Origin of the sequence: Lactiplantibacillus sp. C232 (assembly GCF_023806725.1) — a bacterium.
Taxonomy (GTDB): Bacteria; Bacillota; Bacilli; order Lactobacillales; family Lactobacillaceae; genus Lactiplantibacillus; species Lactiplantibacillus plantarum.
The window spans coordinates 155,607-169,192 of sequence record NZ_JAMSKZ010000002.1 but is presented as its reverse complement, the minus strand read 5'-3'; the positions used below and the strand labels follow the sequence as shown (position 1 = coordinate 169,192).

At 44.2% G+C, this 13,586-nt stretch carries 15 protein-coding genes; 7 read left to right on the top strand and 8 right to left on the bottom strand.

All coding sequences use genetic code 11. The features are described 5' to 3' along the window. The first annotated feature begins 3 nt into the window (after window positions 1-3). The gene (locus MZO41_RS03090) at window positions 4-237 is read left to right on the top strand and encodes a hypothetical protein (protein WP_003641706.1); all 234 of its coding nucleotides are present in this window, start codon (window positions 4-6) and stop codon (window positions 235-237) included. 67 nt (window positions 238-304) lie between these two features. Here the strand turns inward: MZO41_RS03090 and MZO41_RS03085 are convergent, their stop codons facing one another. The 3 genes from MZO41_RS03085 to MZO41_RS03075 form a co-directional block, all read right to left on the bottom strand. Next, complete coding sequence (locus MZO41_RS03085) at window positions 305-1,084, bottom strand: aminoglycoside adenylyltransferase domain-containing protein (protein WP_011100880.1); 780 nt, start codon at window positions 1,082-1,084, stop codon at window positions 305-307. Between the two features lie 27 nt (window positions 1,085-1,111). Continuing rightward, window positions 1,112-1,237 (bottom strand): hypothetical protein, encoded by a 126-nt coding sequence (locus tag MZO41_RS03080; RefSeq protein ID WP_003641704.1) that lies wholly within the window; start codon window positions 1,235-1,237, stop codon window positions 1,112-1,114. A gap of 104 nt (window positions 1,238-1,341) precedes the next feature. Next, on the bottom strand, window positions 1,342-2,091 hold the full coding sequence (locus tag MZO41_RS03075) for a hypothetical protein (RefSeq protein WP_011100879.1): 750 nt from the start codon (window positions 2,089-2,091) through the stop codon (window positions 1,342-1,344). Between the two features lie 667 nt (window positions 2,092-2,758). Between MZO41_RS03075 and MZO41_RS03070 the strand changes: the two genes are divergently transcribed. Further along, the gene (locus MZO41_RS03070) at window positions 2,759-4,402 is read left to right on the top strand and encodes a peptide ABC transporter substrate-binding protein (protein WP_011100878.1); all 1,644 of its coding nucleotides are present in this window, start codon (window positions 2,759-2,761) and stop codon (window positions 4,400-4,402) included. 101 nt (window positions 4,403-4,503) lie between these two features. Here MZO41_RS03070 and MZO41_RS03065 read toward each other — a convergent pair whose 3' ends face one another. Further along, the gene (locus MZO41_RS03065) at window positions 4,504-4,938 is read right to left on the bottom strand and encodes a pyridoxamine 5'-phosphate oxidase (RefSeq protein ID WP_003641701.1); all 435 of its coding nucleotides are present in this window, start codon (window positions 4,936-4,938) and stop codon (window positions 4,504-4,506) included. 169 nt (window positions 4,939-5,107) lie between these two features. Here MZO41_RS03065 and yaaA point away from each other — a divergent pair, with 169 nt between their 5' ends. Then, the gene (yaaA, locus tag MZO41_RS03060) at window positions 5,108-5,854 is read left to right on the top strand and encodes a peroxide stress protein YaaA (protein ID WP_003646299.1); all 747 of its coding nucleotides are present in this window, start codon (window positions 5,108-5,110) and stop codon (window positions 5,852-5,854) included. A 181-nt stretch (window positions 5,855-6,035) separates the two neighbouring features. On the opposite strand, the gene pepI is transcribed toward yaaA, so the two are convergent. Then, window positions 6,036-6,920: a proline iminopeptidase gene (gene pepI, locus MZO41_RS03055; RefSeq protein WP_013355097.1), complete on the bottom strand. Its 885-nt coding sequence runs from the start codon at window positions 6,918-6,920 to the stop codon at window positions 6,036-6,038. A gap of 996 nt (window positions 6,921-7,916) precedes the next feature. Between pepI and MZO41_RS03050 the strand changes: the two genes are divergently transcribed. Both MZO41_RS03050 and MZO41_RS03045 read left to right on the top strand, forming a co-directional pair. Further along, window positions 7,917-8,069: a hypothetical protein gene (locus MZO41_RS03050; RefSeq protein WP_003646152.1), complete on the top strand. Its 153-nt coding sequence runs from the start codon at window positions 7,917-7,919 to the stop codon at window positions 8,067-8,069. 202 nt (window positions 8,070-8,271) lie between these two features. Then, entirely contained in the window at window positions 8,272-9,606 is a 1,335-nt protein-coding gene (locus tag MZO41_RS03045) for an MATE family efflux transporter (protein WP_013355095.1), read from the top strand. A gap of 168 nt (window positions 9,607-9,774) precedes the next feature. Here MZO41_RS03045 and MZO41_RS03040 read toward each other — a convergent pair whose 3' ends face one another. After that, window positions 9,775-10,098, bottom strand: a complete 324-nt coding sequence (locus tag MZO41_RS03040; protein WP_003641695.1) for an ArsR/SmtB family transcription factor — start codon at window positions 10,096-10,098, stop codon at window positions 9,775-9,777. A 166-nt stretch (window positions 10,099-10,264) separates the two neighbouring features. On the opposite strand from MZO41_RS03040, the gene MZO41_RS03035 reads away from it, so the two are divergent. After that, entirely contained in the window at window positions 10,265-11,269 is a 1,005-nt protein-coding gene (locus MZO41_RS03035) for an NADP-dependent oxidoreductase (protein WP_013355094.1), read from the top strand. 45 nt (window positions 11,270-11,314) lie between these two features. Then, window positions 11,315-11,989: a type 1 glutamine amidotransferase domain-containing protein gene (locus tag MZO41_RS03030; protein WP_003643650.1), complete on the top strand. Its 675-nt coding sequence runs from the start codon at window positions 11,315-11,317 to the stop codon at window positions 11,987-11,989. A 30-nt stretch (window positions 11,990-12,019) separates the two neighbouring features. Here MZO41_RS03030 and MZO41_RS03025 read toward each other — a convergent pair whose 3' ends face one another. Together MZO41_RS03025 and MZO41_RS03020 are read right to left on the bottom strand one after the other, a co-directional pair. Then, window positions 12,020-12,511, bottom strand: coding sequence for a GNAT family N-acetyltransferase (locus MZO41_RS03025; RefSeq protein WP_003641692.1), 492 nt, complete (start codon window positions 12,509-12,511; stop codon window positions 12,020-12,022). Window positions 12,512-12,698: 187 nt separating this feature from the next. Beyond that, complete coding sequence (locus tag MZO41_RS03020) at window positions 12,699-13,583, bottom strand: EamA family transporter (RefSeq protein ID WP_013355093.1); 885 nt, start codon at window positions 13,581-13,583, stop codon at window positions 12,699-12,701. Window positions 13,584-13,586 lie beyond the last annotated feature (3 nt).

The following is a 13,586-nucleotide window of genomic DNA, read 5'->3' as shown; positions in this document are numbered from 1 at the left end:
GAGATGCTTAATCCAAATACTGAGATCCATCGTGGTTGGAACCGGCGCGTTGTGACCGGTAAAACTTTAGCTGAATGTGATGAACGTTTAGTGAAGTATTTAAACGACCAAGATTATGGTTCTGGTGAATTCGTTGTTTTACACGAAAATGACGGTAGCAACGAAAACACTGGCTATGATTTACCTGATGGCGATAACTGCTACATTAGTTTCTTGATTTATAACAGCCGACTTTAAGTTGGTGGTGACAAAAATGCTTACTGGTGGATGATCGCCAGTAAGCATTTTTTGTTAAACTCACAAACTATTCTGATTTTAAGCCCAACTCGGCTAACATGATTCGTGCAAACGCCACTAAGTTTGGACGTGACCATCGTATAACCTGTTCGTCCTGTTGACCAGCATAGGCTGCTAACGCCTGCCTGATCAACGGATGCCACTGTGTTGGCAGCTGTTGTAACCCCCATTCACCCCCGGCCTGCTTAGAAATAATTAACTGATCTTGCTGGTAAGCACGAACTCGACAAAGGTTTAATACCGTATACATTGGTAACTGAACGATCGCCGTTTCAGCATTCGCGATATCAGACTTGATACTGTCCCAGTAGGCCACCGCAGGAATGGGGCCAAAGACCGTTGTAATGGCTGGTCCAAGCAAGACTTGTCCCGCTGCTTGGAGAATCGTTAAGTGGGCAGCAAGATCAGGATCCGTGCCGTGCATCGCTTTTAGGTAGGCTAGCGGTGTCCGTTGATAATCCTCATAATGGTATTTTGAAAAATGAAAATCGAATGGGCAAGGATGCACAAAATGCTGGGTTGCACTCAGTAACAGCACATGAAACTCCAATCCCTTGTGTGGCGCTAATGGCCACAATTGCGTTATGGTAGCTGTCATTAACTGCCGTTTTTCAGCTAATGTTAACGAACGCCGAACAACGATCAGATAGTCTAAATCGCTCACCTGTTCGTTATATGAGCCTAAAACATAGGATCCATGCAGGTAAATACCAACAAGGTTTGTTTTTAAAATTGCGGTGGTCGTTTGTTGAATGGCTTGTAATAACCGTGGTGTTGATGTCATCATCAAACCACTCCCCTCTAAGTCTTGAGCTTAGCGATAGCCACGAAGATGCTTAATCAACCACGCTTCATCGAAAAGCTTTTCCCAATCACGTTCGATAGAAATATTGCCAGTTTGTTTGATAAATGAACGATGCTGATAAGTTTCTAATAACATATTTTCTCCCGTGAAGATGTGTTACGGTTCGTGCGTATCATATCATACAACGCACTAAAGAAAATAACGGACTGCCAAGTGCCAGTTGTTTCACGTGAAACATCCTACTTCAAATAAACACGAGTCAGCGCTTCGCACAATTTTTCATTACACTCTTGAGCGTTATGAATGGTCTGCAAAACTTGCTGCTCGTCACCTTGTGGTTGTGTTAACACCACCCACACGTCAACGTTCGCTTGATGAACATCATCACTCAAATGTGTCGGCAAAGCCGTTGAACTTTGCGGTGTGGGTAGATTAATTTGTTGTAACGTTAAACCAAGTTGATCAATTGCCTTAATTAGCGCCGCCACTGGTGCTTGCATTGGTTCTGCCAACGTCTCACTTAACTGTCGAAAGCCACCGCTATCTCCTAGTGCCCAGTTGCCACTAAAGCCAACCGCGTCAATAGGGTCATCCGTCCGACGATAAGTCACATATCGAACTGGCATCGGTCCCTGAGCCAAGAGTCCGGGCATCGTTTCCAAGTTCGCATTGATCTCAGCTAAAGGTAATTCTCGGAAATCATGGCCGACTAGTTCGTAACGACCACCAACCAATTGATAATCAACTAGTCCCATCGCCTTAATCAGGCCAGCTTGCACTTTGAAACCATCGTAACCAACTTTTAACGCATCGAACACATCAATCGCTTGCGCGTCGGTTCGAAAACCAAAGTTTGGCCCCGCCCCTTCTGGATAAACGAGATTACATTGATACTGAAACGACATGCCGATTACACCTAAGTCTTGATTGGCCCGCTTCGCTTCATCACTAAATTCACCGAAATAACCGGCTACAACTCTAAAGCTCATGTTTAGCCCTCCTTAATCTTGTCACCGCAATATTGAATCCGTTTACATTATTGATGTCATTATAATTTTTATTCGCGCATAATGAAAGTAATTAATGCTTGCAGCCGTTATTAAAAACCACGCAATCAATGCCACTCGACACTATATTAATCCTCGGTTTATTTACGAACATCGTTTTCTGTTTGACTAAATTTATAGTTGAACAATATTTTTCCAGCTCTTGACAACTGATTTTCAAAAGCGGTATACTCACTTCAACAAAATATCGTCCTTATAAACCAATGAGGTGGAGATCAAGATTATCGTGCCCGCACAGAGAGTCATCGTTGCTGAGAGTATGGCCGAACGCAGGTAATTAAATGGACCACCGAGGGCTTTGCCGAAATTAACGTCAGTTGAGAGTACGGAAAGACGTGCGACATACGTCAGTTGTCAGGGAAATGTTAGTTTCCTATGGAGTAGGAGTGTACGCGTGATTTAATCACTAAATTGGCGAACACTCAATTAAGGTGGCACCGCGGTTATCAAACCGTCCTTAACACAGCATTGGCTGGATAAGGACGGTTTTTTTGACGATAAAACGGGGTGAAATAAATGGTCACGAAACGATGGCAAAACTCATGGATCAAACTAACCAAATACAATTATACTTTTGGAGGATTTAATTATGAGTTTATCCGGAACACACAAATTAATTTTAACAATCGGCAGCGTGGTCATTATTGGCGGCATCGGCTTTACCGTCAACGCCCACTCACACCCAGCTACGACTAAACAATCACAAGTTATCAACCTATCAGCTGGCTCAGAAATTATGAGCTTAGATCCCGCTAAAATGACGGACAGCGTTTCTAATAGCCAAGTCACCCAAGTTGACGAGGGGCTCTATCGGCTGAACAGTCAGAGCCAACCCGTCAACGCTTTGGCTACTAAGACAACTGTTACCAATGGTGGTCATACCTATATCATTCAATTACGCCACGATGCGCGCTGGAGTAACGGTAACAGGGTGACCGCTCACGATTTTGTCTATTCATGGAGACGAACTCTTGATCCAAAAAGTAAATCTGAATTCACCTATGTCTTCACGAACATTAAAAATGCTGACGCCATTGCAGCCGGCAAGAAAAAGCCATCAACCCTTGGTGTCAAAGCTAATGGTGACTATCAATTAACAATCACGTTAAGCAAACCTGTCGCCTACTTTAAAAAGATTTTAGCTGTTTCGACCTTTTATCCGGTCAATCAACCTGCTGTTAACAAATACGGGAAGAAGTACGGGACTTCGGCCGCGACGACCGTCTACAACGGGCCATTTACGCTTACTGGCTGGACCGGGACTAATAATACGTGGACCTTAAAGAAAAATCCAGCTTATTACGATCACAAACTGGTGAAACTGCACCAAATCAATTATCAGGTTATTAAGTCCAATACGACTGCCTATAATTTATATCAATCTAATAAGTTAGATAGTGTGACACTTAATGGCGAGCAGAGTGTCCAGAATAAAAATAATCAAGAACTCAAAACACTTGCGGGTGGTCAAATCAGCTTTATTCAATACAATCACCATGACCATGTAGCAGCCAACCGTGAACTCCGCACCGCTTTATCCTTAGCAATCAACCGGTCGCAACTGACCAACAAAGTTCTAGAAAATGGTTCGCTTCCAGCCAAAAGCTTTGGTGTGCGCAATATGGCTAAGAATCCTAAAACTGGTACCGATTTTGTCAATGATGCGACCGTTGATGGTACTGTTAATTATAATCTCAACCAGGCTCGAGCCGCCTATCATAAAGCACAACGACAATTGGGCAAAAAATCGCTAACGTTAACGATTACCTGTGGTGATGATGACAACTCACATCAGGTCGCTGAATTCATCCAGGGACAATTAACCAGTCACCTCCCCGGACTAAAGGTAACAATCAAGGCAATGCCATTTACCGCAATGCTAGGTAAAGTTTCCAAGGGAGCCTTCCAGCTTAATTTAACTAGCTGGAGTATGGATTTTGCCGACCCTTCACAATCATTAACAATTTTGACTGGCGACAGCAACTCCAACATGGGCCACTATCAAAGCAAGGCTTACGACCAGGCAATGCAAGCCGCTGATGGTCCAGATGCTTTGAACGCGACCAAGCGCTATCAAGACTTAGTTCAAGCCGCTAAAACGGCGCTAACTGATCAGGCCGTGACCCCACTCTACGAAGGCCGTTCCCATCTGCTCGTTAAGTCGCACTTAAAGGGCGTCATCTATAATAATTTCAGCGGTGCCGCCAATTATCGGACCGCATATGTGAAGTAACACCTCATAGTTGCTCTTAAAATTACCCGACCAAAAAGCGTTTCAAGACCATAGCTTAACCTAAGCCGGCCTTGAAACGCTTTTAGTATAGGAATCCAGTGTTAATTAAAAGTCAGTGTTTGCTTCTCGCCACCAACACCCGCGTCAACAAAAAGATCAGTTAGTTTTAATTCAAAAACAACGAGTGTCGATCCAATAGCATCCCAGACTTGTTGATAATTCGGAACTGTTTCTAAATATTGGGGTAGCAAGTCGGTCATCGTCTTAGTTGACCGTTGTAACTTAACGTGTTGGGCTCGTAGATATGGATTGCCCGCTGTTCCATCATTAGGAATCGTAATGAATGCAATATCCGGATTCTGGTCATAAACCTTCAAAGCGGGACTTGTCTTAACTGATGAGAAGTATAGCGTATCTGGTTGTGCTTCGTACCAGACAAAGTTAACAATTTTAACATCTGCTTCATTATTGACGGCCGTGCTGAGGGCAATCTTATTAGTTGATTGAACCACTTGTTTTAATAGTGAAATATCCATACCGACAAACTCCTTTTACTCAATTAGTATCATAATTTCATTATACCGCAATTGATAGTTTTAGGAACGTACGTTTGTCTAATGTGCTATCATATTTCTATAGCTTAGTTTTTGCTTTAAATGCTATCAACATTATTTATAAACTGAACGCTTCGAAAGTAGTGACCTTATGAAAATCATCATTGCACCTGCGAAAAAAATGATTATCGACCAAGATGCCTTTCCAGCCCTAACTGAACCAATCTATCTTGATCAGACGCAACAATTACTGGCTCAACTGCAACATCTCACCTATCCTGAGGCCAAGACCTTATGGCATTGCAGTGACAAACTAGCCCAACCTAATTATGATTGGCTTCAAAAAATTGACCTGACCCGCAATCTGACTCCCGCTATTCTCAGTTACAGCGGTATTCAGTACCGTTACATGGCCCCGGACGTCTTTACCCAGCCAGCCCTTGACTATATTCAGGCAAACTTACGAATCTTGTCAGGCTTTTACGGCATTCTCCGACCGTTTGATGGTATCGTTCCTTATCGGTTAGAAATGCAAGCACGGTTGGCTGTTGGTCAAGCCAAGAACCTCTATGCGTTTTGGGGCGACCGCCTCTATCAGGCACTGACTCCGCGGCCAGAACCAATTATCAATCTTGCTTCTCAAGAATATGCTAAGACCATTGCACCTTATCTGGCTCCGCATCAATCAATGATTGATATTGTCTTTGCAAGCTTTATCGACGGCAAACTCAAGACTAAAGCCACATTAGCTAAGATGGCACGTGGGGCCATGGTCCGTTTTTTGGCTGAACATCAAATCGATGATGTGACGGCCATTCGCACATTTGACCATCCCGATTATCAATTTGACGAGAAGCGCTCGACGGCTAATCGATTCGTCTTTATCTATCAACATTAAACATCATCACAGCAATCACCAAAGCGCCCGCAGAAGGCTAACTTCCACAGGCGCTTTTGTCTACTTTAAACCTTTTAATAACCATTATAGTGACAGCCAAACAAAATCAGATCACACCGATAAACTTCTCAATCTAGCTATTCAGCAAATTATTTCCCGGGAAATGATTACGCTCATTTCTCTAATCATGGGCTGCTAGCCAGTGACGCAATCGCGTCATATAGGCCGTGTTTTCATCGATAAACGCCATGTGACGGCTACGGGGAAATAACGTCCAAGTCGCATGAGGTAACTGGTCGACCATGGTCTTAGCGACTAATGGCGTACACAAATCATCCGTTCCACTGGTGACTAAAGTTGGCATCTGCAAATACTGTAATCGGTCGGTATACTCATAATCCGCTAACGTACCAGTCGGATTATATTCATTGGGACCCCACGCTACATTATAAGCCGTGGTCCCCACCCGTTTTGATCGCCGTAGGAATTCAGGATCATCAGCAGTAATCGGGCCCGACGCATGTTGCGTCATAAAATGTTGATTAGCAGTCAGGTAGGCAGCACCTGTGAAATCCTGTAACCGTTCTGCTGTCGCAATAGCCGACTGATCCACTGGGGACATTAACCGAATCATCCGATGCTGTTCCTGAGCCCACAGTCGGGCTGAAGATAAGGTACTGGCTAAAATCAAACTTTTAATCCCCTGCGGCCGATAGTCACAACCATAAATAATGGCTAGCATACCACCCCAGGACTGCCCTAGTAAGTGAATCTCGGGTAAGTCTAAATACGTACGTAACGCCCGCAACTCTGCCACCCACGTTGCGGCTTGCCATAATTGATCGTCATCAGGTATCGATGAACGCCCACAGCCTAATTGATCATACATGACGATTGGTCGTCCCGTTTGAACGGCCAGGTCATCAAATCCTTCAAAGTAATTATGCGTTGATCCTGGACCACCATGTAGCAAAACTAACGGTGTCTTATTTGATTGCCGATCCCCTACGATTCGATAATACGTCTGATAACCATTAAATGGCATGTATCCTTCTTGCACGTCCAAAATATCACTCACTTTCGTTACTAATTTTTTACTTGTTACGCGTTATGCGTTATGCTAGCCGCTATTTAGCATTAGCCTTGATTAAAACGTGCCAAACAGATGGATTCCTGTTCGTCAGCAATGCGTGTCCGATTCCGGCCTCCGGGGCTGGGTGACAATTGCTGGAACGTAAGCCGACGTCGATTAGAGCCCGTGCACAACCCGCCCAGTCTCAAATACGAGTCTTATTCTAAGCCGGAAGCAACCCACTTCCAGCTAAGAATAATTTGGCTACTGAGCATTGTCACCAGCCCCTCCAGTCGGGAAGCCGCTCGAATGGCTGATGAACGGCCACTGAACTCAGTACAATTTGTCGTTGGCTATTTTAATACTGAACCCTTTAAGTTAAATATCAGAGTGCCTTCTCCACTTTTTCGAAATATTCAATTATTACTACGGTAATTCAGAAATAGTGAGTTATCACAAGACCTTTTCAATCTGACAGTTGATTGATAAAATTAACGTTTATGAAAAACAACGACAAATTCAGCAAAAGTTGGGTATATCCTTGTCAGCCATTCGAACGCTATCCCGACTGGAAGACGTTTCTGACAATGCCCAGTGGTGAAATTTCACTTAGCAAGCGTCCTGTGCTTGGTTAGTGAAAGGCCAGTATTTGAGACGTGGTTTTTTCGGCTCAGATCTGTGCCCACCACGTTCCGGCAATTGGCAGAAATGCCTGGAGGTCGGTGTAGGACGCGCACCCTAAGCAAGTTTACGCTAACTCGAACTGTTCCCAGCGAACCTAAGCTGGCTGCTTTTGAATTTAAAAAATGGCACGTTTTAATCATAATCGATGACAAATTAACTCGCACAATGCGTACTTATTCCATCCCAATACTAATGTCCACCTGAAAAAGTGAAAAACTTAATTCCATTCTAATACAACTCAAATGACAATGGTGATGTAAGCGCTACAATAGAAGTGCATAAATAATCAGAAACGGGTGAATAATGATGGTATTAAGTATTATTACAGTATTAGGAATGGGATTAATTGCGGCCACTGGTGTGCACTTTATCAATGGCGCACAAGCGATGCACGCAGGAACGGTCGGCCATCATGTTGGTCAGATGCCAGCTAACCTTCACCAAATCGACTTACGTTAATCTCTTAAAAATTCACGTTAATTTTTAGTATTGCCGCTGAAACACTGGGCAATGCTTTTTTTGTCGTTCCTTTAGCTGACCGTCCTTATCAGTTTGGTGCCTTGAGCAGCTTGACAGTCAAGCGTATCATTAACTTATATTATCTTTCTGTTCGTCTAGTCACGCTTCGACCGACCGTTCAGAGAAGGAGTGACTTATTTTTATGAATGATTTATTTGAGAAGGCCCCGATTCCCAAAGCGTATTTCCATTTAGCCTTTCCTGTGGTTCTTGGCATGGTTGCCAGCATGATTTATAACTTAGCAGATACATTTTTTGTTGCTCAAACTGGTAATGCTGATTTAGTTGCTGGTATTGCCCTCGGCAGTCCGCTATTTTCGTTTATGTTAGCAGTTGGTGATATTTTTGGCCTCGGTGGGAGTGCCGTTATTTCAAGAGTCCTTGGCCGTCATGATTATCACCAAAGTGCACGTATCAGTAGCTTTTGTTTTTACATTGCGATCGCGCTTAGCTTAGTACTGACAGCCTTATTATTACTATTCGAACAACCAATTTTAGGCTTGCTAGGTGCTACTGCAGCTACCCGTCCCTACATTGCGGACTTCTATCGTATATTGGTATTAGGATCAACCTTTATCATCGTTTCACTGGTTCCCGGTAACATTATCCGAACGGAGGGCCTGGCACAACTTTCCATGATTGCGACCATCAGTGGGACGGTTCTGACCATTATTCTCGATCCCTTATTCTTATTTGGCTTTCACTGGGGTGCTTCGGGCGTTGCTTTTGCCAACGTTTTGGGGTACGCGGTCAACACCAGTCTGTTAGTCTTTTTTATGCGCCGAGCCAAAACGCTCTCCTTAGCACCAAAGTTAGCCCATATCTCGCGACCAACCCTTAAAGCCGTCGTCGCGGTTGGGATTCCAGCCTCACTGACTAACCTAACCCAGAGTTTTGGCATGATGATCTTAAACAGCTACTTAGCCGCATACGGCGCCCAAACCGTGGCGGCCATGGGAATTGTTCAAAAAGTTTACATGGTCGTTATGATGGTCATGGTCGGCTTTGCTTTTGGGGCCCAGCCTTTAGTTGGTTACACGTACGGTGCTAAAAATTGGCAAAGACTACGGGCAACGTTGCGCTTCGATTTAAAAGTCGAAGGTGGCTACGCAACCATTTGTGCGATTATTCTAATGATTTTTGCGCCTCAACTTATTAAACTATTTATGAATCAACCAGCCATTGTCACTATGGGTACACAGATGTTGCGAGCGATGTTGATTACGACACCATTAGTGGGTTTCATCCTCGTGTTCACGACCGTCTTTCAATCAGTCGGTGCGGGTTTGAGTGCCCTAGCCATGGCTCTTTCGCGGCAAGCAATCTTACTAGGTATCGCCATCGTTATTCTGGCACAGTTCTTTGGACTAACTGGTATTATTTGGGCTCAAGCGGTCGCTGATGTCTTAACGTGCTTACTTGGCTGGTTACTTTATCGGCACACCTTCAAAGATATTCAAGTGCCATCCTCAAATTAATAATAACGATATCATGTCGTTAGCTCACTGATAATCATTAAATGGCGCCATCTGTTTCAGGTACTGGTGATTCAGTGCGCCGAACTGCATAAGTGAACTAAAAGCTGGTACTTTTGGAATGACGCCTCTCATTTCAAAAGTACCAGCTTTTTCACTCTGATTCAGTTTTTATTCGTCTACAGACTGAGTATGGGCTAAATCGGCTTCTAATGACGCAGTGAGTGCCTTCAATAGTTTTAGAGTCGCCGTCATGTTAGCGCGGTAATAACGTTCAGTACCTGTTTTGCTAACCGCTAAAATGCCGGCATCCAGCATCAACTTCAAATGGTGCGATACGGCCGGTCGTGATAAGGCGATTTGCGCTGTAATTTGGTTAACCGTCATCTGATCAGTCCGGCACAGCATCACCAAAATCCGTTGCCGATTTTCGTCTTGAAGAATTGTAAAAATCGGAACACCCTTCTTAAATATTGCCATCGTTCGTTCTGCCAAAAAATCACACCTTTCCAATTACGGTTCGTATTCTTAAACCATTTAACGCTTGCTAAAATTGAAAGTCAAGAATTAATCGTTGACTTTTTGTAAGTAAGCGACTAGAATTACCAGCATGATTTGTTCAAGATGTTAAACATTTAAACCAATATGTTAGGAGTCCACTATGAAAGCTGCCATTATTACTAAATACAAGCAAATAACCCCCATGGTGACAGAAGTCCCTGTTCCGACAATAGCTCCCACCGATGTTCTCGTCAAAATCGTTGCCGCCAGTGTCAACCCAATCGATTTGAAAACCAAAGATGGCGATCTAAGATTGTTACTACAATACACCATGCCACTAATTATGGGCAGTGACTTTGCCGGTGTAATTACTGCCGTTGGCGACCAAGTACCGGACTTTAAAGTTGGTGATGCTGTTTACGGTCGCGCACCAAAAGATCGAATTGGAACCTTTGCTGAATTTATCGCCATTGATCATCAAGCCATCGCACTGAAACCAGCCAATCTCAATTTTGAAGAAGCCGCTGCAATTCCATTAGTAGGTTTAACCAGTTACCAAGCGCTACACGATATAATGAACATCCAGCCGGGACAAAAGGTTTTCATTCCCGGCGGTTCAGGTGGCATTGGGATTATTGCCATTCAACTGGCTAAATATTTCGGCGCTTACGTCGCAACCACTACCAGTGCGAAACATTTTGACCTCGTTCAATCACTAGGTGCTGATAAAATCATTGACTATCATCAGCAAGACTTTACTGATGTATTATCCCATTACGATGCCGTATTAGATACTCGTGGCGGGCAATCCCTCGAGGCCGCTTTTCAGATTATCAAACCAGGCGGTCAGATTGTCAGCATTGCCGGACTGCCAAACGCGCGTTTTGGTAAGGATTACGGACTGCCAATATGGAAACAATGGTTATTGGGTCTAGCAACGTGGAAACTGAGTCGACTGGAACAACAAGCCCAGGCTACCTATTCGTTTCTGTTCATGCAACCTAGTGGCCAGCAACTTGTGCGCCTGCGACAACTAATTGAACAGGGCGTTATTAAACCGGTTGTTGATCGGATTATTCCCCTCACCGACATCAACGCCGCGTTAGAATATTCGCATTCCGGTCACGCTACCGGTAAAATCATTATCAGTATTCAACCTAATTAGCTAACTAATATACTTCAAATCAGTCTTTTTAAGGAGTCATGATCAATGAAAAAAGTTTTAATTGTCGAAACCAATATCACTCGTTACCAAGGAACTAATGAGCCGACTGGTCTTTGGTTAGGTGAAGCCGCTGAGTTCGTCGATGAAATGCAGCAAGCCCAAATTGCCGTTGACTATGTTAGTCCTAATGGTGGCTTCGTGCCCCTTGACCCGCGTAGTATGAAATATACCGATGCCGCCACAATGGCCGTGTATGAAGATTCTGACTTCATTAATCGGGCCCTTAAGAACACGCTCAAGCCTAGTCAGGTCGATCCCGATGATTACACTGCTATTTACTATACCGGGGGCCACGGTGTGATGTGGGACTTTCCGGACAACCCTGAGTTACAAGCCATCGCACTGGCCATTTATCAACATGGTGGATATGTGACCTCCGTTTGTCACGGAATTGCTGGCCTCCTAAACATCAAAGACCAAACGGGCCAATACTTGATTGCTGGCAAAACCATTACGGGCTTTACCGCAACTGAAGAGCTGATTGCCGGCAAAAAACGGATCGTCCCTTTCCTTAACCGTGAACGAGCTACTGCTCACGGTGCTATCTTTAGTCAGCATCGATTTTATCGCGAATATGCAATTACTGACGGCCAATTGATTACTGGTCAAAACCCGTTCTCAGCACGCGCGGTCGCACGCCAATTGATTGCTAAACTATAAAAAAACGAGCACAAGGCTCGTTTTTTTGCGTTAATCTTCAAAAATCCGCTCATGCAAAACACCAAACGGCGCATGATCGACATAAATCTGACCAGTGTCGTGAAATCCATTACGTTGATAAAAACGCTGGGCCACAGCATTATTTGCCAGAACAAGTAGATAATTCTGTGGATAGACCGCCTTTAAGCGACGGTGGGCCTGGATTATTAATTGCTGACCAATGCCATGATGATGATAGTTCGGGTGAACATATAGCGAATACAGTTCGCCCCACCCCTCATAGTTCGCATGTCTGGCCGGACCAAATGTGCAAACACCCACAACTTCACCATCAGCCGTCATTGCCAGCAACATATTTTGCCACCGCCGTTCCGGCCGCCAAGTTGCTGGCGTCAATTGCTGTAAATAACTTGCAGGCATCAAATCACGATATGCTGATTGCCAGGTCTCATAATATAACTGTCGAATTTTTCCAAAATCACTGTCTGCTTCAGCGCGGACGATCCGATAGGTTAGTGCCATCAGCCTGACCACCTTTCAATTCAAGTTGTCCCTAAGTGAGGCACATTTTATCATTTATATAAATAAGGTACCCACCAACTATTCATAAAGAGCATCAATTAGATGAATGTTTCACGTGAAACAAAAAACACAGTACAAAAATGAATCCAGTACAACATGTTCATTTTGAGTTTGGTATTGACCTGAACTATGGCCGAACTCGTCGCATATTTAACACGTTTGGCAGAATTACGGCCGTAATAATAATGACCACGCCAACCATTTGCACCCAATCAATAGTTTCATCAAGCAGTACAAATGCAACAATAATCGAAGCTGGTAATTCTAAAGAAGAAAGGATTGGGCCAATGCCAAGCTCCAAGTACGGCATAAACAATGAATACATAACCAGTGGGAAAACCATTGAGAATAGTGCAATCAGTACTCCCCAGCCGACTGTTGCTGGCGTGGTGGGTGCCGTAACTAATTGCGGTGACCACACGATAGCAATGAGTATGAAAGCGCCCAAACACAGTAACCATGTTTTCGATAACGGGTCTAAGTTATTGCCTAAGCTAGCCGTAAACTGCATCGTGCAAGCATAGGAGCATGCCGCTAAAAAACTTAATATCAAGCCCCACGGCGAGAGCGCCTGCGTAATTGGAAACAGACCAGCAGCTAAAATCGTGCCTATCAATACCAAAACAATGCTAACCACTTGCAGTCGGGAGGGACGCCGATGATGAATCACTGCTCCTAGTAATGTTGATAACCAGACCGCCTGCATCAACATTACCGAGGCCACAGCAACTGGGATAAGCTTTAACGCCTGTATGTAAAAGGTGTTAGTAAATCCCGAAGCCGTTCCAGCCGCAATTACCAGTCCGATTTGCTTCCAATTCGTTTGCTGATTACGCAAACGTGCACGGCGTAAAATTTGAATCACACCTAAAATCACAACCGCACTCAGAAAGGACCAGAATAGCAATGGGCCATTGACAACCCCCTGCCGACGCGCAATTTTAAATAGTGACGCCGGAATTCCAAAACTAATGGCCCCTAAGCCAACGAACAGGGGCGCAATTTTCTTCACATT

What these genes read in the sequence shown, in the direction of transcription:
- MZO41_RS03090 (WP_003641706.1), top strand. Translation starts at nt 4, where the DNA reads ATGCTTAATCCAAATACTGAGATCCATCGTGGTTGGAACCGGCGCGTT.
- MZO41_RS03085 (WP_011100880.1), bottom strand. Translation starts at nt 1,084, where the DNA reads ATGATGACATCAACACCACGGTTATTACAAGCCATTCAACAAACGACC.
- MZO41_RS03080 (WP_003641704.1), bottom strand. Translation starts at nt 1,237, where the DNA reads ATGTTATTAGAAACTTATCAGCATCGTTCATTTATCAAACAAACTGGC.
- MZO41_RS03075 (WP_011100879.1), bottom strand. Translation starts at nt 2,091, where the DNA reads ATGAGCTTTAGAGTTGTAGCCGGTTATTTCGGTGAATTTAGTGATGAA.
- MZO41_RS03070 (WP_011100878.1), top strand. Translation starts at nt 2,759, where the DNA reads ATGAGTTTATCCGGAACACACAAATTAATTTTAACAATCGGCAGCGTG.
- MZO41_RS03065 (WP_003641701.1), bottom strand. Translation starts at nt 4,938, where the DNA reads ATGGATATTTCACTATTAAAACAAGTGGTTCAATCAACTAATAAGATT.
- yaaA (WP_003646299.1), top strand. Translation starts at nt 5,108, where the DNA reads ATGAAAATCATCATTGCACCTGCGAAAAAAATGATTATCGACCAAGAT.
- MZO41_RS03050 (WP_003646152.1), top strand. Translation starts at nt 7,917, where the DNA reads ATGGTATTAAGTATTATTACAGTATTAGGAATGGGATTAATTGCGGCC.
- MZO41_RS03045 (WP_013355095.1), top strand. Translation starts at nt 8,272, where the DNA reads ATGAATGATTTATTTGAGAAGGCCCCGATTCCCAAAGCGTATTTCCAT.
- MZO41_RS03035 (WP_013355094.1), top strand. Translation starts at nt 10,265, where the DNA reads ATGAAAGCTGCCATTATTACTAAATACAAGCAAATAACCCCCATGGTG.
- MZO41_RS03030 (WP_003643650.1), top strand. Translation starts at nt 11,315, where the DNA reads ATGAAAAAAGTTTTAATTGTCGAAACCAATATCACTCGTTACCAAGGA.
- MZO41_RS03025 (WP_003641692.1), bottom strand. Translation starts at nt 12,511, where the DNA reads ATGGCACTAACCTATCGGATCGTCCGCGCTGAAGCAGACAGTGATTTT.